This window comes from Hymenobacter artigasi (genome assembly GCF_012275535.1).
In the GTDB taxonomy this organism is placed as follows: Bacteria; Bacteroidota; Bacteroidia; order Cytophagales; family Hymenobacteraceae; genus Hymenobacter; species Hymenobacter artigasi.
The window spans coordinates 607,860-628,785 of sequence record NZ_JAAVTK010000002.1 but is presented as its reverse complement, the minus strand read 5'-3'; the positions used below and the strand labels follow the sequence as shown (position 1 = coordinate 628,785).

The window sequence follows — 20,926 nt, the reverse complement described above, 5'->3', positions numbered from 1 at the left end:
CCTCTCCGCGGGAGAGGGGGCCGGGGGGTGAGGTTAACATTAGGCGGCATCCTGCTTTTCTTAACAAGCTGCACCGCTTCGCTCCCCCTCGTCACCCAGCCCCGCGCCACGGCCGTTCCCACCGGCTTCCAGACCGCCGCCGCCGACACCGCCACCATCGCCCGGCTCGACTGGCAGCGATTCTTCGCCGACTCCGCGCTGGTTTCGTTAATTGACACTGCCCTGCGCGCCAACCCCGACCTCGGCATTGCCCTGCAACGGGTGGAGCAGGCCCGCGCCGGGCTGCTGGCCGCCCGGGGTGCGCTGTATCCGCAGGTGAGCGCCGGGGGCGTGGGTAGCCTCGACAAGTTTGCCAACTTCAGCGGCGTGGGCAACACCCAAACCAACGACGGCCGCAACCTGCCCACGCTCGTGCCCGACCTGTTCGTGGGCTTCCGTAGCACCTGGGAAATCGACCTCTGGGGCAAGCTCCGCAGCCGCCGCAAGGCCGCCTACGCCCGCCTGCTGGCCACCGAGCAGGGCCGCCGTCTGGTGCAAACTTCGCTGGTAGCCCAGGTGGCCAGCGGCTACTACGAGCTGCTGACCTACGACAACCAGCTGGCCGTACTCGAAAAAAACCGCGCCTATCAGGAGCGCGCCCTCGAAGTGGTGAAAATTCAGAAGCTGGGCGGCCGCGCCACCGAGTTGGCCGTGCAGCAGTTTGCCGCCCAACTGCTGCGCACCCGCAGCCTGGCCGCCGAAGCCCGCCAGCGCATCGCCGCCGCCGAGAACACCCTCAACCGACTGTTGGGGCGCTACCCACAGCCCATCCGGCGGGGCCGGGCCCTCACGATGCAGGCGGTGCCCGCGGCCGTGTCGGCTGGCATGCCCGCCGCCATGCTGCTGCGCCGGCCCGATGTGCAGCAGGCCGAGCTCCAGCTCACCGCTGCCCGCGCCGACGTGGCCGCCGCCCGCGCCGCCTTCCTGCCCTCGCTCACGCTGGGGCCCTACCTCGGCGTGAATGCCTACACCCCGGCCCTGCTGCTGAGCGCGCCCGGCTCGCTGGCCTACGGCCTGCTGGCTGGCGTGGCCGCCCCGGTATTCAACCGCAGCGCCGTGCGGGCCAACTATGCCCGCAACGCTGCCGAGCAGCGCGCTGCCTACCTCAACTACCAAAAAACCATTCAGACCGGCTTTGAGGAGGTGACCACCAACCTGCGCGGCGTCGAAAACTACCGCGAAGTGGCCGACCTGCGCCAGCAGGAGGTCAACGCCCTCACCAATGCCGTGGCCACGGCCAACGACCTGTACCGCGCCAACTACGCCACCTATATCGAAGTCATCACCGCCCAGCGCAGTGTGCTCGATGCCGAGCTGAACCTGACGGCCGCCCGCCGCCAGCAGTTCCTGCTGCTGATTGACCTGTACCGCGCCCTCGGCGGCGGCTGGACAGCCGCGCAGTAACCGCCTGATTTGCTCACGCTTTTGCCTGCGTATGCGACCAGCACGCGCCGGCAAAAGCGTGGGCAATCCGTTTCTAACGGCCAATATTCCGTATACCCGTTTTCCTATGCCCACTTTGCCCCAACTGCCTGCGCCCCACCTCACGCTCCGCGACGAGCTGGCGTTGGAGCGCACCAACCTGGCCAACGAGCGTACCTGGCTGGCGTACCTGCGCACGGGCATGGCGCTGGTGATTGCGGGCCTGTCGCTGATTAATTTCTTTCGGGAGTATGTTTTTGTGTGGATTGGGGCCTTTTTCATCCCATTTGGGCTGGCTCTGGTGGCGCTGGGCTGGGTCCGGTTTCGAACCAAGTACCGGCGCATCAACGCCGCGTTGCGGGCTCGGCAGCAGCGCGAAGCCGCGTATGCTTCACCGGCTCCGGTCTGACCGCCCTAGGCGGTCTGACCGGTTGTTGTCAGGGCGAAATCGACCTCGCTTCAATCGACCTCACTTCAACCGGTCAGACCGGTGGTCAGTACATTAAAACGGGCCTCTGCCCGCTCCTTTTTTCTCTCACGCTCTGCCTTTGGCTGTTTCAGCCCTTCTGCTATGTCAAAAACAATTATTGTTTCTAACCGTCTTCCTACCAAAGTTCAGCGTACCGACGACGGCCTTACTTTCCACCCCAGCGAGGGGGGGCTGGCCACCGGCCTGGGCTCCATCTACCGCCAGGGCGACAACGTGTGGGTGGGCTGGCCCGGTCTGTTTGTGCACGACGAATCCGAGGAAAGCTTCATTACCCAGGAGCTGCACACCGACAACATGGCCCCGGTTTTCCTCACCGAAGACGAAATCCGGGACTACTACGAGGGTTTCAGCAACTCTACGCTCTGGCCCACTTTCCATTATTTCACCGAATTTTCTACTTACGTCGACGAGCACTGGGCCGCCTACGTGGCCGTGAATGAGAAATTTTGCAAAGCCGTGCTGGCCCAGTCCGGCCCCGACGATATTATCTGGGTGCACGACTACCAGCTGCTGCTGCTGCCCGAGCTGCTGCGCCGCGCCCGGCCCCGGGCCACCATCGGCTTCTTCCTGCACATCCCGTTTCCGAGCTATGAGCTGATTCGGGTGCTGCCCTGGCGCACGGAGCTGCTGCGCGGCATGCTGGGGGCCGATTTGATTGGCTTTCACACCTTTGGCTACATGCGGCACTTTCTTAGTGCCGTGTCGCAGCAGCTGGGCCTGCCCAACCAGAACGGCCAGATTGAAACGCCCAGCCACACCGTGCGCGTCGACGCCTTCCCGATGGGCATCGACTACGAGCGCTACGCCACGGCCGCCGCTTCGGAAGAAGCCCAGGCCCACACGGCCGAATACCGGCAGGCACTGGGCGACACGCGCATCATCCTCAGCATCGACCGGCTGGACTACACCAAGGGCATTCCGCAGCGCCTGCGGGCCTTTAATGAGCTGCTGGAGCGCTATCCCGAGTGGCGCGGGCAGGTGAGCCTGATTATGGTGGTAGTGCCCTCGCGCGACCAGGTAGCGCAATATGCGTCGCTAAAAGAGGAGGTCGATGAGCTGGTGGGCCGCATCAACGCGCAGTACCGCACCATCAGCTGGAGCCCGGTGCACTACTTCTACCGCTCGTTTCCGTTGCCCGAGCTGGCCGCGCTCTACGCCATGGCCGATGTGGGCCTGATAACGCCCCTGCGCGACGGCATGAACCTGGTAGCCAAGGAGTACGTGGCCAGCCGGCTCGACCACCGGGGTGTGCTCATCCTGAGCGAGCGCGCCGGTGCGGCCCGCGAGCTGTCCGATGCCCTCATCATCAACCCCACCGACACCCGCGCCCTGGCCGAATCCCTGCACGAGGCCCTGGTGATGCCCGACGACGAACAGGAGCGCCGCATGCGCAACATGCAGGCGCTGGTGCAGCGCTACAACGTGTTTGCCTGGACCAAACTTTTTATGAACCAGCTGGCCTATACCAAGATGAAACAAGAAACCCTGGCCACGGCCAACCTCGACGAAGCCGCCACCGCCACGCTGCTGGCCGATTACCACGCCGCCGAGCAGCGCCTGCTGCTGCTCGACTACGACGGCACGCTCGTGCCCTTCCACCCGGACCCCACCCGCGCCGCCCCCGACCAAGAGCTGCGCCTGCTGCTGCGCGCCCTCACCGACAACCCGCAGAACCGCGTGGTGGTGATTTCGGGCCGCGACCGCAACACCCTGCAAAAGTGGCTGGGCCACCTGCCGCTGCACTTCATTGCCGAGCACGGCGTGTGGCTGCGCGGGGCCGAGTCGACTGAATGGGAGTTGTTCCAACCCCTGCGCAACGACTGGAAGCGCGAACTGCGCCCGGTGCTGGAAGTGTACGTGGCCCGCACCGCCGGCTCCTTCATCGAGGAGAAGGACTACTCCCTAGTATGGCACTACCGCCGCGCCGATGCCGAGCTGGGCCCCGTGCGCGCCCGTGAGCTGCTCAGCCACCTCAGCTTCATCACCGCCAATACCGATTTGCAGGTGCTGGAAGGCAATAAAGTGCTCGAAATCAAGAATGCGGGCATCAACAAAGGCACGGCCGCCGTGCGCTGGCTCGGCCAGTACGAGCCCGGCTTCATGCTGGCCCTCGGCGACGACCGCACCGACGAGGATACCTTCCGGGCCCTGCCGCCCGAGGCCTACACCGTGCGCGTGGGCCAGGCCCAGCACTCGGCCGCCCGCTTCCACATCGCCTCGCCCACGGATGTGCGGAAGCTCCTGCGGCAATTGATTGTGTGAGCTGAACAGCTTCCTGAAAGCCCGTCAGGCAGAGCGTAAGCAACCGTATGCTCCGGTCTGACCGCCCTAGGCGGTCTGACCGGTTGTCGTAAGGACGAAATCGTTGGTGCTTCAACCGGTCAGACCGCCTAGGGCGGTCAGACCGGAGCATACGGTTACCTCTGTACAAGTACTCTTCCTCAAGCATGCTTGCCGGGCGTCCAGCCGTGGCCGGCCAGCTGCTGCTCGCCCAGGGCCACGGCGCCGGGCTCCAGGTGCGTGCCCATCGAATCGTTCCAGCGGTTGAGGTAGCCGAAGAGGCTGATAACGCCCAGCATCTCCACGATTTCGCCCTCGTTCCAGTGCTGGCGCAGGTTGCTGGCAATGGTGTCGTTCACGGCGTTGGGCACGGCCGAGGCGGCTACGGCAAAGTCCAGGGCCGCGCGCTCGGCCGGCGAGAAGGCGGCGTGCGTGGCGTACTCCCAGATGTGGTCCATCTGTTCCTGCTCGGCCCCGTAGCGGCCGGCGGCCAGCATGGTGTGGGCCTGGCAGTACTGGCAGCCCGCCGCCAGGCTGCTCACGTAGCCGATGAGGCGCTTGAGGGCGTTGCTCACGCGGCCGTGGTTGGCCATCACGGCCTTATTCAGCTCAATAAACGCCGTGGCAATGGCCGGCCGGTGCTGCATGGTGAGCACGCTGTTGGGGCAAAAGCCCAGCGTTTCATTGAAGAAGGTGGCCAGCTGCGCCACTTCGGCATTGGCATCGGGTGGGAGTGGTGCTACGAGGGGGAGGGACATGGGAGGAGAAATAAGGGCGACGAATGGCCGCGTAAAGCTGCACCAAAATAAGCGTCTCCGCTTTGGTTCGGCGCAGCGTCAGCCGAAAAAAGGACGTCCTGCTGAACCAGTTCAGCAGGACGTCCTTTTTTGTTGGACAACTCATTTGTTGGTCTACTTACCCTACAAAGCTCGGCTTATCAAGCCGCTGGGCGATGCGGTAAGCCGCATTCACCAGCCCCACATGGCTGTAAGCCTGCGGGAAATTGCCCCACTGCGAGCCGGTTTTGGCGTCCACGTCCTCGCTCAGCAGGCCGAGGTGGTTGGCGTAGGACGTGAGGTGCTCAAACTCGCGGATGGCCTCGTCGAGGCGGCCGACGCAGGCCAGGGCCTCCACGTACCAAAAGGAGCAGATGAGGAAGGTGGTTTCGGGCGTGCCGAAGTCGTCGGGGTGGCGGTAGCGGTAGAACAGGCCCTCGGGCGTCATCAGCTCCTTTTCCAACTCGGCGAGGTGGTGTTTGGCCTTTTCTGATGAAGGGTCGAGGTAGCCCATGGTGATGAGCTGAATGGTGCTGGCATCGAGGTGGGGCGAGCCGATGGCGTTGGTGTACACGCCGCGCTCGGCGTTGAAGCACTCTTCCAGGCGCGTTTGGGCCTTTTCCATCAGGCCGGTGGCGCGGATTTCCATTTCGGTATCGCCCAGGCTTTGGGCCACGCGGCGGGCGGCGTGGCTGCCGGCCCAATGGAAAAGGTAGGTGTAGCAGTGCTTCTGGGCAATGTGGCGGAACTCCCAGAGGCCGGCGTCGGGCTGGTCCATGGTGGTTTCGATGAGGCGCAGGCACTCCTCCACCAAGCCCAGCGGGGCCACGCGCTCGGGGTCGCGGAAGCGGCTGTCCACGTACAGCGGCAGCAGGGCCACCAGCACCTGCCCGTACACATCGTTCTGAATGTGCGTGTAGGCATCGTTGCCAATGCGCACCGGCTGGTTGCCCAGATAGCCGGCCAGCGGCAGCTCCGTTTCCGTCAGCTCCGAGGCTCCGCCAATGCCGTAGAGCGGCTGAAACTTGTCCTTGACCTTGGTGCTGATGTTGGCAATGAAGTGGAAATACCGCTCCAGCTCCTCAAAGTGGCCGATGTTGTTGAAGGCCGTGAGAATGTAGTACGTGTCGCGCATCCAGCAGAAGCGGTAGTCCCAGTTGCGGGTGCTGCCGGGGGCTTCGGGCAGGCTGGTGGTGCTGGCCGCAATCACGGCCCCGGTGTCTTCGTACTGGTGGATTTTCAGGGCCAGGGCCGAGCGAATCACCTGCTCCTGGTGGAAGCTGCCGATGCTGGTGCTCTTCACCCAGTTGCGCCAGTAGGCGGCAGTGGCCAGCAGAAACCGCTCGGCGGTGCTTTCCAGCGGGGCCTCCAGGGGCGCACCGTAGGTGAGCACGAGGTACTTGGTTTCGTTCAGCACGAAATCTTCCTCGTCGAAAATATAGGTGAGCGGGATGTTGGTGGTGAGGCGAATTTCCTCTTCCAGACCCAGAAAGGCAATGTGGTTGGAGCTGCGGCGGCGCGTGAGGGCGAGTTCGCCGTACTGGCCCACGGGCCGGCAGGCCACCCGAATGCGCGGCGCCCCGCTCAGCGGCTCCACCTTCCGGATAAACATCAGCGGCTTGTAGTAGCGCTCGTACTGCGGGAAGCGGGGCGCAAAATCGGTGACGCGGTAGCGGCCGTCCTCGGTTTCGATTTCCGTGCACAGCACGTTGGTGTTTTCCTGGTAATACTGCCGGCCCGGCCCGGTAATGCCGGCGGCGGGCCGGATGCTGTACTCGCCACCCTTGTCCTCATCGAGCAGGCTGCCAAACACAAAGCTGCTGTCGAAGCGCGGCCAGCAGAGCCAGCGCACGGCGGTATCGGTGCCAATGAGGCCCAGAAAGGCGCAATTGCCAATCAGGCCCATGTCATAGGTGTGTTTCGTCATCAGGTTGCGGAATTGGTATGCGTTGGCCCCGGGTGCGGGGCAGGTTCCTTATAGGGTACCCCGTTCGGGGGGCTGGGGTTGTCACTTGTAGCACATGCTTTAGCTTGTGCAGGGGCAGCGCGCCTCATCAAAAGACCCCGGACCTGCTGTTCAACGCCGCACAAGCGGAAGCATGTGCTACAAGCCGCCGCCCAGGCGGGCCAGCACTTCGGCCGGCAGCTCCAGGGTGCGCATGGGGAAGGGGATAACGATGCCGGCCGCATCGAAGGCCCGCTTGATGCGCATGATGGCCTCGCTTTTGGCCCCCACGTAGTCGGACTGCCGGCGGTACGGAATCCAGAAGCGCAGGCTGAAGGTGATGGAGCTGTCGGCAAAGCCGGTGAACATCACCTGCGGTGGTTGCTCGGTGAGCAGCTCGGGGAAATCCTCCATCGCGGCCAGCACCACGGCGCGCACCTGGTCCAGGTCGGAGCTGTAGGCCACGCCACACTCTAAATCTACGCGGCGGCGGGTGGTGACGGTGAAGTTGGTGACGGCACTCTCGAACACCTTGCGGTTGGGCACGCGCACCAGCTCGCCCGTTACCTGGCGCAGGTCGAGGGTGCGCAGGTTGATGCGCTCGATTGTGCCGAAAAAGGCATCGGTCTGAATCACGTCGCCCACCGTGAAAGGGCGCTGCACGGCGATGATAATACCGCTGATGAAGTTGGCCGCAATGTCCTGAAACGCAAAACCCAGCGCCAGGCCAATAATTCCCACGCCGGCCAGCAGCGAGGTCACCGTCTTATCCAACCCCAGCACTTCGAGCCCGAAAAAAATGCCCACCAGCAGCACCGCCACATACGCCAGCGTGCTGATGAGGCTGTGCAGCGTGACGGCCCCCGGCGACATGCGCGGCAGCACGCTGGCCAGCGCCCGCCGCGTGAGCCGGGCCGCAAATACCGTGGCCGTGAGGACCAGCAGGGTAATGAACAGGTTAGGCAGCAGCAGAATGAACTGCTCCACCCAGCTCATAACCTTGTTGGAAAGCAAATTAAAGGTGCGGTGAATTTCAATCATGCAGTAAAAATAGGATTGTAGGGTACCCGCTGATACGGGGCGGCATCAGGCCCTGGTTTGTTCGGGCCGCATCGGTGGACCGGCTGCGGGCTTCAGCCAGCAGCCTTTTCCGCTTGCTCCGGTGGCGCGGCGGCGTTGGTGGCCGCTTGCTGTTCCTGCTGCGCTTCGGCCCGCGACTGGGGCACGTCGCCTTTGCCGGCGGGCCAGCCTTCGCGCTGGCTTTTGCGGTCGCCGTCGGTGGCTTCGGTCTGGTCGTGCCACAGAATTTGCTGCGTGGGAAACGGCAGGTCGATGCCGTGGGCGGTGAGCGTATTTTTGATGGCCTCCAGCACCCGGTCCTGCGCGCCCATGATGTCGGCGCGGCGCGGCGGGTTTATCCACCAGCGGGCGCGGATGTTGACGCTGCTGCCGGCCAAATCCACCACCAGTGCCTCGGGGGCGGGGTCGGTCAGCACGCCCTCCACGCCCTTCATGGCCTCCATAATAAGCTGACGGGCCTTGTCGATATCGTCGCCGTAGCCAATGCCGATGTCGTATTGCAAGCGGCGCTTGTCGTAGGCCGTGTTCACCGTCACGGCGTTGATAAACAGCTCGGCGTTGGGGATAACCACCCGCCGGCCGTCGTAGGTCCGGATGGTCGTGGCCCGCGTCTGAATGGTTTCCACCGTGCCCTCAAAGTCCTTGTACTTAATCTGGTCATCGATTCGGAAGGGCTCGGTAACCAGTAGCAACACCCCGGCCAGGAAGTTCTGGAAAATGTCCTTGAAGGCAAAGCCGATGGCCACGCCCCCCACGCCCAGCGCGCTGATAAGGCTGGCCGGCGTGAAGCTGGGCACCATGATGGTGACCGTAACCAGAATGCCCAGCAGCAGCGCGGCCACGTAGGATAACCGGCTCAGCAGCAGCTTCAGGCTTTGGCTTTGGCCCCGGTTCTGCACCAGCCGCTCGACCAGTGCTTTCACCCCGCGGGCAATGAAAATAAACACTACGAATACCACCAGCCCAAAGAGCAGGTTGGGCAGCAGGGCCATGAAATCGCGGCCCATCTGGTTAATTTTCTGCCAGGCGATGGAAAAGTCCATGTAGCTAAATAAGGAGGTGCGGAAAAGGGAGGTAATGCGGGAATCATTCCCGCGTCAGCTGGCCGGGCCGGTGGAATTTAGGGCGTTGCCTGGACTTCTTTCTTGATGCCTTCCAGGTTCTGCTTCGACCCTTCCAGCTGCTGCTCCATGGCGGTAAGTTTGTTTTTCTCGGTTTCGATAACGGCCTTTTGCTGGGCAATCTGGGTGGTTAGCTCCTGCACTTTGCGGGCCTGCTCGGCCACGGCCGGGTTAGCCGAATTGAGGTCGGCCGCCACGGGTGCTTCGGTCCCCGATTGGCAGCCGGCCAAGGCCAGGGTGCCGACCAGAAGTAAGATGCTGGAAAAAGAAGAGGTGCTCATCGGTTTGGTGCGTTAGAAGGTTGAGTAACTGTAACGTGATGCTTGTCAGTGAAAAGACCTATTGGTCAGGCAGCGCCAGCTCGATGTACAAAGGGAAATGGTCGGAGCCCACATCGGGCAGGCGTTTCAGCGCTACTACCTGAAACGGCTCACTGACAAAAAAGTGGTCGAGCGGCCAGCGGGCCAGCGTCGAGCGGGCATCAAACGTGTTGTACAGGCCGCGTCCGAGGCTCACGTCGTGCAGCTCGCCCTCGCGGGTAAGCTGGTGAATGGTGCTCGACCAACTCACGTCGTTGAAGTCGCCAGCCACGATGGTGGGGCGCTCATTCTGCCGTACCGCATCGGTCACCTTTTGCAGCGCCTTGCCGCGCAGGCCCACGCCGTCGGGGTAGGTATCGGGGATGGGCGGCGTGGGATGAATGCCAAAAAACGTGACCTGGCGGCCATCGGGCAGCTGCAGCCGCGTGCGAATGGACGGCACGCCGTGCTGGAGCAGGTTTTGCACCTGCGTATGGGCCAGCGGCAGGCGCGAGTAAAGTATCATGCCGTAGGCGTCATCGCGGGGCAGCTCCACGCGGTAGGGGTAGGCGGGCTGCAGGGGGCGCAGGGCCCGCGCCCACCAGGCATCGGGCTCCAGGGCCAGCAGCACATCGGGCTGCACGGCCTTCACCAGCTGCCGCAGGCGCTCGTCCTGGCGGTTTTTCATCAATACGTTGATTACCAGAATGCGAAGCCGGGTGCTGGCCCCGGCCCGGGCAGTGGGCACGTCTTTGGGGGCAAAGGGCAGGTAGGGCCACAGAAAAAAGACCTGCACGCAAATGCTTGCTCCCAGGCCGATGAGCAGCCCCTGCCGCACCCGCCGGTGCGCCGGCCAGCGCAGCGCCAGCCACCCCAGCAGCAGCACCGCCAGCACCACCAGCGCCTGGAGCCGGGGGAAGCCCAGTACCTGCACCCACCATTTGCTCGACGGCACCACCGAAACCAGCGTCAGCAGCAGTGCCAACGCGCTCAGCGTTGCCAGCAGGTAGCGGAGTCCGGTCAGCAATTGCCTCATGGATAATGTTTTGGGTGTAATATATTGGGTGTCAGTTGCCAGGCGACATTTCTTGCCTGACAACCGGCCACCCTGCAACCGGCCATCGGTACCCGCCCGCTACTGGGTTTTGGCCTGCGTTTTCACGCCTTTCAGGTTCTGCTTGGCCCCGTCGAGCTGGCTTTTCAGGGCGTCGAGTCGCTTCTTCTCGACATCGGCTTCCTCTTTCTGTTTATCAACGGCTCGCTCCCGGTCTTTCACGGCGTCTTTCTGGTTGCTGTAGGCTTTCTCCTGCGCATCTACCTGCTGCTGGAGGTCGACCACCTTTTGGGCCTGTAGCACTACGGCGGGGTTCGTCGATTTGAGGTCGTCGCTGGCCGAATGGCCCAGCGAACAGCCGCTCCCGGCAAGGCAAATCAGGGCAAATAAGCAGCTAAGGCCTGTAGGAAAATACTTCATAATATGAGGGATTTATTTTTGAAAATGAGCGTGAAAGCCCATGGGGCTCTCTTGGTTTTACGGGGTTGGGGCCGGCAAGTTCATTTCGATAGCGGTAGGGGCGGGGCGCAACCCCGTCCACTTGTGCCGGTGCGCCTACTTGCGGCGCGACGGTTTCCGGCGGGTGGGGGCCGGCCGGGGGGCGGGGTCATTCTGCGGCTCAACGAGCAGGCGCACGCGCTGGCGGTTGCCGGCCCGCAGGCTCAGCCAGGCGGCCAGGCGACGCTCCTCGGCGGCGGGCAGCGGGCGGCGGGTGCGCACGGCCACCAGCACGGTGGTATCGGCCCGCAGCGAGTCGGCGGCGGGGCGCACCAGGCGGCTCAGGCCCAGCTGGCGCACGGTGGGGTGCTCTATCTGCACTTCGCGCAGCAGCGAAACCGCGCCGGGCAGGCCAACGGCAGCGCTATCGGGGTTGGACAGCAGCTTCTGAAGCTGGGCCAAACGGGTTTCGTAGCCCACCAGGCTTTGTTCCTGGCGGCTGCGCACGTCTTCGAGCACACTGCTGCGCAGGGCCTGCGTATCGGTGGAGTCGAGGCGGGCCAGGCCCTGGCGCACGGTGAGGCCGGCACCGGCCAGGCGGTAGCTATTGAGCTGCGTGCGGGCCTTTTGCAGCTGCGCCGCCGTGAGCCGCTGGCCAGCCAGCAGCACGTTGATGGTGTGGGCCCGGGGCTTGATGCGGCTGGTGACGACGTAGGTGCCCGGCAGGTTCAGCTGCTCGTCCACGAAGCGCTGGGCGTTGTGCGTAAAGGTGCCATCGCGCACGATGCCCACGGCCAGGTACACGCTGGGCGCGGCCGTGAGCAGCGCCACCGCCCAAATGCCCAGCTGCACCCGCCGCGCCCGCTTCACGCTCACGAAGGTGTGCCTGGGCAGTGGCAGCACCCGGCACACCAGAAAGGTAGCCAGGGCAATAAACACGCAGTTGATGGAGAACAAATACAGCGCCCCAAACAGAAACGACCAGTGCGCCGTGGCCAGCCCGTAGCCGGCCGTGCACAGCGGCGGCATCAGGGCCGTGGCAATGGCCACCCCGGGAATGGCATTGGTGTGGCCCTTGCGGGTGAGGGCCACGGCCCCGGCCGCCCCGCCAAACAGGGCAATGAGCACGTCCCAGGTGGTGGGCACGGTGCGCGACAGCAGCTCGGAGCCGGCATCGGTGAGGGGCGTGAGGCGGAAATACAGGGCCGAAACCAGCAGGCTGAACGTCGAGGCCGTGAACAGGCTCTTGAGCCCGCGCTGAATCAGGTTCAGTTCCAGCGTAGCCGCCCCGTAGCCGATGCCCACGATGGGGCCCATCAGGGGCGAAATCAGCATGGCTCCGATGATAACGGCCGTCGAATTCACATTCAGCCCCACCGATGCCACCAGAATGGCGAAAATCAGTACCCACAGATTAGTACCCCGAAACGCAATTCCCGCCTCTACGTCGGCCTGAATCTCGGCCGGCTCGGCCATGTCATCGGTGAGCAGAAAGCGGATGTGCAGAAAGCGGAGCAGGACGTCAAACATGCGGCAAGATAGGCGCGGGAGCCGCACCGGAGGCTAGGGGCATATTTAAGCGGCCGGCGTGCTGGCCGGGGCCTGGTCTATTACCCGTACGCGCAGCTCGGGCAGGTTTTTGGGGAATTGCATCTCCACAATGTCGGCGGGCAGCGACACATTGTCGGCGGCCATGAGCACGGTTTTCACGCGGTTCATCACGCGCGAGCGCAGCTCCAGCACGCCGCGTCGGTATTCTTCCGATTCCGTCCAGAAAAACACTTTCAGGTTTACGGTGCTGGTAGCCAGCTCGTGCACGATGATGAAGGGCTCGTGCGGAAGTGTCTGGAGCACTTCGGCCTCCTGCCGCAGCTGGCCGCTGATGGCTTCTATCACGGTGGGCACGTCGGCCTCGTAGTCGATACCAACCAGGAAGTCCTGCCGAATGAAACCGTCGCGGGTAAAGTTCGTGACCGACTCTTTCAGCAGCACCGAATTGGGCACGTAAATATCCTTGCCGTCGTAGGTTTTGATGCGCGTCGTGCGCAGGTTCAGCTCCATCACCCGGCCCATGTGGTCCTTCACCTGAATGCTGTCGTTGACGTTGAAGGGCCGGTTGAAGGCCAGAATGACGCCGGCCAGGAAGTTCTCCGCAATGTCCTTAAAAGCAAAGCCCACCAGGAATGCCGACAAGCCCAGCCCGCCCAGCAGCCCGCCCACCACGCCCGAAAACCCGATGATTTGCAGGGCCAGCAGCAACCCGCCCAGCACCAGCAGCCAGCGCCCCACCTGCGTGAGGAAATTGGTGAGCAGTGGGTCGGCCGAATGAGCTGCGAGCCTGGCCGTGAGGAAGCTGCGCAGCCGGCTCGAAGCCAGCCACACCACGGCCAGCAGCACCGCCGCCACCAGCAGGCGCGGCAGCACAAACAGAAACTGGGTCCAGTAAGTATGGAATACAGCGGAAAATTCCTCTAGCATAGACGCAGCTGGTTGAGGGAGTGGGGCTCGTTAAAATCCAGGAAAGTCAACGGGAACATCATGCTCATCGGGCGTCTACACGGCTTCATCCGCTCGCAACCATTCCGTGGCGGGTGGAATCTCCTCAAAAAAGGCCGTGGTGACTGACCGGCGCATTTGGGCGGCCACGGCGGGCGTGTGCAGGCGGGTGTCGGGCGTGAGGGTGGGCACTACGGCGTAGCGCTCAAAGGCAGTGTCTTCCAGCACGGCGGGCAGCCAGGTATTCAGCAGCCAGTCGCGGTCGGCGGGGTCGGGGGCGGCGGGCATGGCGCGGTGGTCGGCCAGCAGGCCGCGCAGCGGGTAGCGGCGCAGCAGGTTGTGGGCATGCGTGTAGAGGGCCCGAAACTCGGGGCTCGTCATGGACGTGCCCGACCAGTGCAGGTGCACGTAGCCGTCTTCGGGGGAAAAATCCACTGAGCCAACGGCGTTGGCAAAATAATTTTGGGTGGGGAGCATTATAAATGGTACAAAAACAAACGCGGGCCCGGTGGCCCGGTTAAGCTGGACGGCTGGTGAGCCAGCCCAGTAGCCTCTTTAACGTAAGCCCCTGCACAACGGCCGAAAACAGCACCACGGCAAACGTCATGGGCACAAATACTTCGGGGTGCAGGCCCGTGGGCAGGCCCAGGGCCAGGGCCAGCGAAATGCCCCCGCGCAGCCCGCCCCAGCTCAGAATGGCCAGCGTGCGCGGCGGCAGCTGCCGCGACAGGCCCAACAGCCCCGTCGTAAGCGTGAGCACCACGTAACGCACCAGCAAGGCCAGCACGGCCGCCGCCACGCCCAGCCCCAGGTAAAACGGGCTGACCCCAATCACGACCAGCTCCAGGCCCATAAGCACGAAGAGCACGGCGTTGAGCACCTCGTCGAGCGCCTCCCAGAACTTTTCCAGGTAGTCGCGCGTAGTGTCCGACACCGCCCCGCTGCGGCTTACGTTGCCAATGGCCAGGCCCGCCACCACCATGGCCAGCGGCCCCGACACGCCCAGCGCGTGGCACAGCGCGTAGCCGCCCATTACCAGGGCCAGGGTCAGCATGACTTCGGTCTGGAAGTGGTCCACGGTTTTGATGAGGCGGTAGCCCACGTAGGCCAGCACGCCGCCGGCCAGCAGGCCGCCGCCGGCCTCGCGCAGCAGCAGCAGGGCCGCCGAGCCGGCGCTGGGCGTTTCGCCAGGCGTGGCCACCTCCAGCAAGGTCACAAATACCACCACCCCAAAGCCGTCGTTGAAGAGCGACTCGCCAGCCAGGTTGGTTTCAATGTTCTTATCGAGGTCCGTAGTTTTCAGGATGCCCAGCACGGCAATGGGGTCGGTGGGGGCAATGAGCGCCCCAAACAGCAGGCAGGGCAGCAGCGGCAGCTCCACGCCAGCCAGGTGCAGCAGGACATAGGTGCCCAGGCCCACCAGCCCGGTAGCCAGCAGCACTCCCAGCGTGGAATAGGCCGCAATGCTGCGCCACACGGCTCTCAGGGCATCTACCCGCACGTGCAGCGAGCCGGCAAAGAGCAGAAAGCTCAGCACCGAGCCCATGAGAAACTCCGTGAAATCGAACCGGAGCAGCGCCCCGCGCACGGCAACGGTGAAGCTCGGCACAATGTGGCCCCAGGCCAGCACGCCCAGCGCCACGCCCACGCCCAGCAGCAAAAACATAATGCCCGCCGGTCGGCGCATAAACCGGGCGTTCAGATAGGAAAATAAAGCAGCCAGCGTTAGGAGCGAGGCGGAAAAAGTAAATAAGCTCATCAACTAAAAAAAAGTAAAGGGGTTTGCGGCCCGCAGGCCGCCTGCCCGTGCGCCGCCAGTGGCAGCATGCCCGGCTGGCAAGTTAACAGTCTGCCCGCCCGCCGGACGGTAAAGCGCCGAGCCGGAGCTAACCGGCTACTTAAGGCGCGGCCGTGGCCCGCAGCTTTGTGTCAGTCAGGGCCCGCAGAGCAGCCTGCCCGACCTCGGTGGTTGCTTGCAGCCGTTGCACCCTACGGGCCTGGGGCGTCAGGCTGAGGTTGTTCGGGTTAAGGTCGGCGGCCAGCGTTGCTGTGTCTTCGAAACGGAATTTCGGGTACTAAAGTTGTGTGCACCGCCGAAGCCGACAACGCTCCGTTTTTGCAACATTCCGATAATAGGCGATGGCCTGTTGGCGTGAATCCGGGCTGATTTGCGCCATTTATCGGCTTACTTATAAGTTGATTAGGGGGCGGCAACCGATTTCTGGTGTGAAGGGGAGTACCCGGTCATAAAAGCAGAACTCATCGGGAGGCCCATAGGGCAGGTGCCTCAACTGGTTCGGATGCGCCAGGGCTTCAATTGCCCCGCCATGCTGCCTTCGGGCTAGGCAAAAACCAGGGTTGCGCATTTGCACAAATACCCAAACACCAGCAGCAACGACGAGATGCAAAAGGTTACGTGTTTAGTATTATTTGATTTGTGTAATATTCTGGATAACAATAGTATGAGGCCTTTTTTCAACGGCATTAGATGTCATTTTTAGTGCATGCTAAATTAATTTTTAGACTAACCTAAAAAATGCACGTACTTTTGTTCGGCTTGTTATTAGGGCAGGGGCACTCCCTGGTTTTTTACGCCAAGCCATGCCTGCCATGTCTGTTAAGTGCTTGTACCTGTTTTTATTGGTGTTCAGCGGCCCGCTGGTCCTGCGGGCCCAAAGCCTGAGCGGACAGGTGCTGGACGCGGCCGGCTGGCCGCTGCCCTTCGCCAGCGTGGCAGTGCCGGTGCTGAGCCAGGGCGCGACGGCCGACGAAAACGGCCGCTTTGCCCTGCCCAACCTGCCCGCCGGCTCCCATCGGCTACAGGTGAGCGCCGTGGGCTATGCCACCGCCACGCCCTCGGCAACGGTGCCGGCCGATAAGCCCCTGACCATTCGCCTGACTGCCGAGGGCAAAACCCTGAGCGAAGTGGTGGTGACGGGCGTGAGCCGGGGTACCGAAATTCGCCGTTCGCCGGTGCCCATCGCGGCCCTGTCGGGCAAGGAAATTCGCCTCAATGCCAACGCCAATGCCATTGATGCGGCCGTGCGGGGCATTCCGGGCCTCAGCGCCGTCACCACCGGCCCCAACATCAGCAAGCCGTTTATCCGGGGGCTGGGCTATAATCGGGTGCTCACTATGTTCAACGGCCTGCGCCAGGAGGGGCAGCAGTGGGGCGATGAGCACGGCATTGAAGTGGATGGTTACGGCGTGGACCGTATTGAGGTGGTGAAGGGCCCCGCCAGCCTGCTCTATGGCTCCGATGCCGTGGCCGGGGTGGTGAACCTGCTGCCGGCCCTGCCCGGCGGCCCCGCCGGCCAGCTGCACGGCGAGGCGCTGACCGAATACCAGAGCGTGAACGGCCTGATTGGCAATTCGCTGGCCTTCAACTACCACAAAAACGGGTTTCAGACCAGCCTGCGCGGCAGCCACCGCCTGGCCCGCGACTACCAAAACCCCGTGGACGGCCGCGTGTACAACACCGGCTTTGCCGAAACCCAGCTCACCGGCATGGTGGGCCTGGCCAGGGCCTGGGGCGGCGTGCACCTGTGGCTGACCAGCTACGACGACCGCCAGGAAATTCCCGACGGCAGCCGCGACTCGCTCAGCCGCCGCTTTACGCGGCAGGTGTTCGAGGCCAATAAAGACGACATTGGGAACCGCCCGCTGGTGAGCGACGACGAGCTGAACAGCTACCGCATTGCCGACCTGCGCCAGCGCATCCGCCACTACCGGGCCTTTGCCACCAGCGAGGTGAAGCTGGGGACCGGCGAGCTGCGCCTGCTGCTGGGCGTGCAGCAAAACCACCGCCAGGAGTTCAACCACCCCACCGCCACTAGCCAGCCGGGCCTCGACCTGCAGCTCACCACCGTGAACTACCAGGCCAGCTACCTGCTGGCCGCCGTGCGCGGCTACGAGTTGACGGTGGGCGCCAACGGCATGAGCCAGGCCAACCAGCACCTGAACGCCACCGATTTTGCCATTCCGCCCTACCGGCTGTTTGACCTCGGCGGCTTCGGGGTGCTGAAAAAAACGTTTGGCGGTCTGGAGCTGACCGGCGGCCTGCGCTACGACATGCGCCAGGTGCGCTGGGACGATTTTTACGTGGCCCCCAACCCCGCCACGGGCTTCGATGCCGTGGCCGGGCCGACCACGGCCGGTGCCGACCTGCAGTACCCCGGCTTCCGCCGCACCTATACCGGGCTGTCGGCCAGCCTGGGCGGCTCCTATGCCGTGGGGCCGCGCCTGGTGCTGCGGGCCAACGTGGCGCGGGGCTACCGCGCCCCCAACGTGCCCGAAATCGGCTCCAATGGCCTCGACCCTGGCGCGCACATCGTGTACTTAGGCAACCGCGACTTCACCCCCGAATTTAACGTGCAGGAAGACCTAGGCATCCTCTACAAAACCCCCGGCTTTGAGGGGAGCGCGGAGGTTTTCTACAACCACGTCGATAACTTTATCTACCAGGCCCGGCAGTACGACGCGCAAGGCCAGCCCCTGCGCGATGCAGTGGGCAACTCCACCTACCAGTTTCAGCAGGCGGCGGCCAGCCTCTATGGCGGCGAAGTGGCGCTCAATTTCCACCCCTCGGCCCTGCCCTGGGCCAGCCTGCGCACCGGCGCGGCCCTGGTCATCGGCCTCAATGAAAATGCGGCCCTGCGCGAGCGGGTGGGCGACGCCGGCCGCTACCTGCCCCTGATTCCGGCCCCCACCTCGCGCTCTGAACTGCGCCTGATGGCGCCCGAACGCGCCGGCGGCCGCCTCACCAACAGCTACTTCCGCTTCACGGTAGATGCCACCGCCGCCCAAAACCGCTTCTACGCCGTGGACGGGGCCGAAACCCGCACCCCCGGCTACGTGCTGTGCGGCACCGGCGTGGGCACCACCTTCCGCACCAAAGCCGGCCGCGAAGCCGTGCAGCTGGTATTGCAGGCCGATAACCTGTTCGACGTGGCCTACCAAGCCCACCTCAACCGCCTGAAATACTTTGAGTACTACAGCGCTTCGCCCACCGGCCGGCTGGGGGTTTTCAGCCCCGGCCGCAGCCTGAGCGCCAAGGTAGTAGTGCCGTTTTAGCGTTGAAGCAATTTCTGATTTGGTGTACCGGACCGGACAATAGTGCGAACTCTGTAGTTCGCGTCCCCGCGCCAATTGGGCGTCATGCAGAGCGGAGCGAAGCATCTTTACCGCAATAGCGACTGATTACTATCGCGGTAAAGATGCTTCGCTCCGCTCTGCATGACGCGATTTTTAGCGCCTATGTTGGATAGTCTCTTAGCGCTTGGTGCGATTACCGGACTGGCTGCCAGCGGCTATTGCTGCTCCAGGCGCTTTATCATGGCCTGCATCTCGGTGATTTCCCGCTTTTGGGCGCTGATGATGTCATCGGCCAGCTTGCGTACTTCGGGGTCCTGAATGTTGGCCCGCTCGCTGGTGAGAATGGCAATGGAGTGGTGCGGAATCATGGCCTTCATCCAGCGCGTGTCGTTCACGAACGTCTGGCTGCGCACCATTATCAGGGCACCCACAAACAGCGTCAGGCTGGCCCCCATGATGATGCCGTTCGTGGTTTTGTTGGGGTACATCATGGGCATCATCAGCAGCATGACCACGGCCATTACCGTCACCATCAGTACCGTCATGTAGAAGCGGGTGAGGCTGAAGTAGACGTGGTCGAGCTCGTAGGTGTTGAGGTACATCACCACGTACATGACGACGAAGGAAATGGCCATCGTCAGCAAAAACTTGCGGTAGTGGCCCTGGGGCGCGGGGGTAGCAGGCGTAGTGGGGTTCATCATCGGGAAATAAGGATAACTGGCAGATGCACGCCGTTTCCAACCCTTGGAACGACGGCCTTTGGTAGGCAAACGCACGATAGATAACGTTGGTTGTGCCACTATCCGGCCGCCGAATCGGTTAGAAACAGGCGGTGGCCGGCGGCTCCCCGCTCAATTTACCCGCACCTTTGTATAGTATATGCCCGATTCTCCCTCCCGCTACGCCCGCGTCCTGGCCTGGTTCGACCACGTTTTCATCCAACCACTGTACACGGCGCGGGTGCGGCGTCTTATCCTGCAAAGCTTCCCTTTCTGGATTGCCTCGCTGCTGACCGGGCTCATGGCCGTGGGCTACGAAAAGGTGTTTGCCTGGGCCGAAGAAATCAGTTTTTCCTGGCTGCGCCGCGAGCCGCTGCTGGCCTTTGGGCTCACGCCGCTGGCCTTTCTGGCCTCGTGGGCGCTGGTGAAATGGCTGGCCCCGGCGGCACGGGGCAGCGGCATTCCGCAGGTAATGGCCGGCATTGAGCTCTCCACGCCCGTGCAGCACCGCCGCACGGCCTACCTGCTCAGCTTGCGGGTGGCCGGCGTGAAGGTGCTCAGCAGCGTAGTGCTGCTGCTGGGGGGCGGCGTTATTGGCCGCGAAGGGCCGACGATTCAGGTTTCGGCGGCTATTTTCCGGGCCATCAACCGCCTGCAGCCGGCGGGCTGGCCCCAGCTCTCGCGCCAGATTGCGCTGGTAACCGGCGGTGCGGCCGGCCTGGCGGCGGCCTTCAACACGCCCCTGGGCGGCATCGTGTTCGTGGTAGAGGAGCTGACCCAGATTCACCTCTCGCGCTTTCGCATGGCCGTGTTCAGCGCCGTGATTATCGCGGGCCTCACGGCCCAGCAGTTTCTGGGTTCCTACCTGTACCTGGGCTTCCCCAAAATTACCTCGCCGGCCGGCTGGTACCAGGCCCTGGTGATGGTGGCGGCCGTGGCCTGCGGGCTGGCGGGCGCGTATTTTGCTAAAACCCTGCTCTGGCTGAACAGCTACCGCAAGCGCTTTACTACGCCGCTCACGCAGGCGGGCTGGGTGGTGGGCTGCGGCCTGCTGCTGGCCACACTGGCCTACCTGGTGGGCCCCGATGGCGTGGGCACGGGCAAACCCATCATCAACCGGCTGCTGTTTCAGAACAGCGGCGTGATGCCCGGCTACCTGTTTCCGGTACGCTTCGTGGGCATGGCCCTGAGCTACAGCAGCGGCGGAGCGGGCGGCGTGTTTGCCACGTCGCTGAGCGCGGGCGCGCTGCTCGGCGATGGCATTGCGCAGCTGGCGCACGTAGCCGTGGCTGACCGCAACCTGCTAATATTGGTGAGCATGGTGGGCTTTCTGACGGGGGTGGTGCGCTCGCCGTTCACGGCCGCCATTCTGGTGCTGGAAATGACGGACCGGCACTCGGCCATCTTCCAGCTGCTGATTGGGGCTATGCTGGCCCAGGCCGTGGCCGCACTGGTCGACCCGCACTCGCTGTATGAGCACCTGCGCCAGGGTTTCATCCGCGAAACGCTGAGCCAGGAAGCCGCCACGCCGCTACCCGCGTCGGAGGCCATACGGCCTTCCTAAAACCGGGGCGCAAAGGGCCCGCCAATGCGTCAGGCAACAAGCTTGCTATCGCCCGGCAGGTTTTGTTGATTTAGCCCGGGAAGCTATTGGCCGCAATAGCGGTTATGTT

At 63.6% G+C, this 20,926-nt stretch carries 17 protein-coding genes; 5 read left to right on the top strand and 12 right to left on the bottom strand.

Going from position 1 to position 20,926, the window contains the following annotated elements; translation table 11 throughout:
* Nucleotides 1-27 precede the first annotated feature (27 nt).
* From HBN54_RS06220 to HBN54_RS06210, 3 genes are all read left to right on the top strand, one after another.
* A complete protein-coding gene (locus tag HBN54_RS06220) occupies nt 28-1,443 on the top strand; it encodes an efflux transporter outer membrane subunit (RefSeq protein WP_317170175.1) in 1,416 nt (471 codons plus the stop codon).
* A gap of 106 nt (nt 1,444-1,549) precedes the next feature.
* Nucleotides 1,550-1,870, top strand: a complete 321-nt coding sequence (locus HBN54_RS06215) for a DUF202 domain-containing protein (protein WP_168672270.1) — start codon at nt 1,550-1,552, stop codon at nt 1,868-1,870.
* Between the two features lie 162 nt (nt 1,871-2,032).
* A complete protein-coding gene (locus HBN54_RS06210; RefSeq protein ID WP_168672269.1) occupies nt 2,033-4,213 on the top strand; it encodes a bifunctional alpha,alpha-trehalose-phosphate synthase (UDP-forming)/trehalose-phosphatase in 2,181 nt (726 codons plus the stop codon).
* A 179-nt stretch (nt 4,214-4,392) separates the two neighbouring features.
* On the opposite strand, the gene HBN54_RS06205 is transcribed toward HBN54_RS06210, so the two are convergent.
* The 11 genes from HBN54_RS06205 to HBN54_RS06155 form a co-directional block, all read right to left on the bottom strand.
* The gene (locus HBN54_RS06205; RefSeq protein WP_168672268.1) at nt 4,393-4,989 is read right to left on the bottom strand and encodes a carboxymuconolactone decarboxylase family protein; all 597 of its coding nucleotides are present in this window, start codon (nt 4,987-4,989) and stop codon (nt 4,393-4,395) included.
* Nucleotides 4,990-5,146: 157 nt separating this feature from the next.
* A complete protein-coding gene (locus tag HBN54_RS06200) occupies nt 5,147-6,934 on the bottom strand; it encodes a glycoside hydrolase family 15 protein (RefSeq protein WP_168672267.1) in 1,788 nt (595 codons plus the stop codon).
* Between the two features lie 177 nt (nt 6,935-7,111).
* Complete coding sequence (locus HBN54_RS06195) at nt 7,112-7,993, bottom strand: mechanosensitive ion channel family protein (protein WP_168672266.1); 882 nt, start codon at nt 7,991-7,993, stop codon at nt 7,112-7,114.
* A 92-nt stretch (nt 7,994-8,085) separates the two neighbouring features.
* On the bottom strand, nt 8,086-9,075 hold the full coding sequence (locus HBN54_RS06190; RefSeq protein ID WP_168672265.1) for a mechanosensitive ion channel family protein: 990 nt from the start codon (nt 9,073-9,075) through the stop codon (nt 8,086-8,088).
* Between the two features lie 77 nt (nt 9,076-9,152).
* Nucleotides 9,153-9,434, bottom strand: coding sequence for a hypothetical protein (locus HBN54_RS06185; RefSeq protein ID WP_168672264.1), 282 nt, complete (start codon nt 9,432-9,434; stop codon nt 9,153-9,155).
* Between the two features lie 58 nt (nt 9,435-9,492).
* Nucleotides 9,493-10,479 (bottom strand): endonuclease/exonuclease/phosphatase family protein, encoded by a 987-nt coding sequence (locus tag HBN54_RS06180; protein WP_168672263.1) that lies wholly within the window; start codon nt 10,477-10,479, stop codon nt 9,493-9,495.
* A 108-nt stretch (nt 10,480-10,587) separates the two neighbouring features.
* Entirely contained in the window at nt 10,588-10,926 is a 339-nt protein-coding gene (locus HBN54_RS06175; RefSeq protein WP_168672262.1) for a hypothetical protein, read from the bottom strand.
* Nucleotides 10,927-11,061: 135 nt separating this feature from the next.
* Nucleotides 11,062-12,474, bottom strand: coding sequence for a DUF389 domain-containing protein (locus HBN54_RS06170; RefSeq protein ID WP_168672261.1), 1,413 nt, complete (start codon nt 12,472-12,474; stop codon nt 11,062-11,064).
* Nucleotides 12,475-12,519: 45 nt separating this feature from the next.
* The gene (locus HBN54_RS06165; protein WP_168672260.1) at nt 12,520-13,422 is read right to left on the bottom strand and encodes a mechanosensitive ion channel family protein; all 903 of its coding nucleotides are present in this window, start codon (nt 13,420-13,422) and stop codon (nt 12,520-12,522) included.
* Nucleotides 13,423-13,497: 75 nt separating this feature from the next.
* Entirely contained in the window at nt 13,498-13,917 is a 420-nt protein-coding gene (locus tag HBN54_RS06160; RefSeq protein WP_168672259.1) for a hypothetical protein, read from the bottom strand.
* 40 nt (nt 13,918-13,957) lie between these two features.
* Entirely contained in the window at nt 13,958-15,199 is a 1,242-nt protein-coding gene (locus HBN54_RS06155) for a cation:proton antiporter (RefSeq protein ID WP_168672258.1), read from the bottom strand.
* Nucleotides 15,200-16,050: 851 nt separating this feature from the next.
* On the opposite strand from HBN54_RS06155, the gene HBN54_RS06150 reads away from it, so the two are divergent.
* Complete coding sequence (locus HBN54_RS06150; RefSeq protein WP_168672257.1) at nt 16,051-18,513, top strand: TonB-dependent receptor; 2,463 nt, start codon at nt 16,051-16,053, stop codon at nt 18,511-18,513.
* Nucleotides 18,514-18,749: 236 nt separating this feature from the next.
* On the opposite strand, the gene HBN54_RS06145 is transcribed toward HBN54_RS06150, so the two are convergent.
* Nucleotides 18,750-19,235: a DUF305 domain-containing protein gene (locus HBN54_RS06145; RefSeq protein ID WP_235955395.1), complete on the bottom strand. Its 486-nt coding sequence runs from the start codon at nt 19,233-19,235 to the stop codon at nt 18,750-18,752.
* Between the two features lie 178 nt (nt 19,236-19,413).
* Between HBN54_RS06145 and HBN54_RS06140 the strand changes: the two genes are divergently transcribed.
* The gene (locus tag HBN54_RS06140; RefSeq protein ID WP_168672256.1) at nt 19,414-20,817 is read left to right on the top strand and encodes a chloride channel protein; all 1,404 of its coding nucleotides are present in this window, start codon (nt 19,414-19,416) and stop codon (nt 20,815-20,817) included.
* Nucleotides 20,818-20,926: the final 109 nt, after the last annotated feature.